The organism is Zavarzinella formosa DSM 19928, assembly GCF_000255705.1.
In the GTDB taxonomy this organism is placed as follows: domain Bacteria; phylum Planctomycetota; class Planctomycetia; order Gemmatales; family Gemmataceae; genus Zavarzinella; species Zavarzinella formosa.
Window position 1 is genome coordinate 82,688 of the sequence record NZ_JH636453.1, and the last position, 2,390, is coordinate 85,077.

Consider the following 2,390-nt stretch of genomic DNA (forward strand, 5'->3'; position numbering starts at 1 on the left):
CGCGATTGCAGAAAATATTGCTCATGAAAGAATACGCACTGATGATAAGCAATTCGTCCAGCAAATTGCCTATTCTCCTGACGGCAAAACAATGGCTTTTGCGACCGGAGAACCTGATGGCGTCTCGGATATCCACTTAATTTCGATTCCAAATCTCAAGTTTCTTGGTAAATTGCAAGGGCATAAAAAATTCGTGTCTTGTATTCAATTTTCTCCGGATTCAAAGGTTTTATTTTCTGGAGGAAGAGACAATTTGTGCTTCGCTTGGAATCTTAAGACATTCCAAATAACCCAAAAATTTCAAGGGCATAATGACATTATCAATTCAATGCATCTTACCCTTGATGGGAAGCACCTTGTTATTTGTGGCAATGACAACCGAGTGACTCTGTGGAATCCGCAAGACAACAGTTCAACTACAAAGATTGACAATGTTAAATGGGTGGCAAAATCGATCGCTTCATTCAAAGATGATTTGTTTGCGTTCGGGTGCGACGATGGAATTGTGAGGATCTGGAATTTGAAAACCAACAGAGAATTATTTCAGCTTAAGGGACATTCCGGTTCTATACGATTCCTTGTGTCATCGAAAGACAGGCTGCAATTGATCGTTGGCAGCGATGATGGAATTGTTAAATTATGGAATATTTCATTCGCGAATGGCAGTGGCAATGATATTGCAACATGGAATTTTGGTATTAATAAGCCCGTATGTGCTGTAATGATCCCGGGAGCCAACCAGATGGCCATTGGTATGTTTAACGGCCAGGTTGTGGTATGCTCTCTCTCACGCGATAATTTGGTTGGTGAGATTAGAATGAATATTCATGATTTTCCTGTGACGGGCCTGTCTAGTTCTCCTGACGGAAAGACGTTGGCATCTGGAAGTGCTTTTGAATCTAATATGTCATTAATCAAAAATTGGCCAAAATAAATTATTTGACCAATGAAAATAAAGTGGCAACCATATTCGCAATTTTCAGGATGTCACTTTCTATTGAAACTATTACGAAAACTCAAATGGATGGACTGAATTCCTGGAGTGGGTTGTTTGCCCTAAGAGCCACCGGAAAAAATGGGATAGCGGCATATTAATTGCACTGTTGTTGAGACGGTCTTTTTTGACGGAGTTCGTCATGAAAACGCTTGTCACCGATGAACTTTGGGCGGCGATCGAACCGTTGCTGCCGCCCGAGAAACCCCGGCGGTTCGACCATCCGGGCCGCAAACCGCTTGACCGCCGCCTTGTCCTGGCCGGCATCGTCTTCGTGCTGAAAACCGGCCTGTCTTGGGACGACCTGCCCGCCGAACTCGGGCTCGGCTGCGGCAAGACCTGCCGCAACACCCTGGCGTCCTGGCAGGAAGCCGGCGTCTGGGACCAACTGCACCGCGTCTTGTTGTCCCAACTCAACGCCGCCGACGGCATTGACTGGTCGCGGGCGGCCATTGACAGTTCCACCTCCCGGTCGCCTTTGGGCGGCGAGGCAACCGGGCCAAACCCCACGGATCGCCGCAAACTTGGCACGAAACACCACGCCATCGTCGACGGGCAGGGCGTGCCGCTGACGACCACAACCACAGGGCCAACGGGCATGACACGCGGGCGTTCATGCCCCTGATCAACTCGCTGCCGGACGTGGCCGGAAAGGCCGGGCGACCACGACGATATCCGAAACAACTCTTCGGGGACCGGGCCTATGACTCGGAACCGTTGCGCGGGGCGTGCGAAGCCCGGCGCATCGATCCGCAACTGGCGAAGAGAAACACCGGGCGTGTTCCGCTGGCCGGTCGAGCGAACCCTCTGCCGGCTTCACCAGTTTCGGCGGTTGGGATTTCGCAAAGACCGGCTCTTGAAGGTTCATCAAGCGTTTCTGACTCTCGCCGCCGGCTTGATCACTCTCCGATTCTTATAGATAACCATTTTTTCCGGTGGCTCTAAAGCATTGGAAGGCCGTAAAAACATCTGCCTGTCCATTTTAAAACGTCGTGACAAGCATAAGCCGAACAAAGCGTTGCAGCCGACCGGGGACCTCTGTCGTTGTGGCATTGGTTCCAGCCGTCGCGCTCCGGCAGCCGAACTGGGTCGACGATGAAGCCGTCGTTGAATCAAGCCCGTTTTGGTTGGTTTTCCGGGGGAGAGATAGAATGAAGGCGGCTCTTGGCGGCCAGTCGGCCGGCTTCATTCCATCTCTCCCCCGTCTTCACGCTCCCTTCCGAAGCGGAGTCGTCGCCATTTTGTTGTCTTCATCCGTCAGCCGTTGTTGATCCGTTTCCGACGAGCCGCCGTTCACGCCGCACTCGACTATCCGGGATCAGGCCCGCCGCCGGTGGCGTTCGCGGGCCGTCCCGCCCATCCGGTTCGCGACGCGGCGCCGCCCATCCGTTCGGCC

1 protein-coding gene and 1 pseudogene are annotated in these 2,390 nt (G+C 52.2%); both read left to right on the top strand.

Annotation, left to right across the window (positions count from 1 at the left end):
- The coding region (locus BGIM_RS55985; RefSeq protein ID WP_193789085.1) for a WD40 repeat domain-containing protein at positions 1-934 on the top strand (934 nt) is incomplete at its 5' end.
- Between the two features lie 202 nt (positions 935-1,136).
- A pseudogene (locus tag BGIM_RS55990) lies at positions 1,137-1,913 on the top strand (IS5 family transposase).
- Positions 1,914-2,390: the final 477 nt, after the last annotated feature.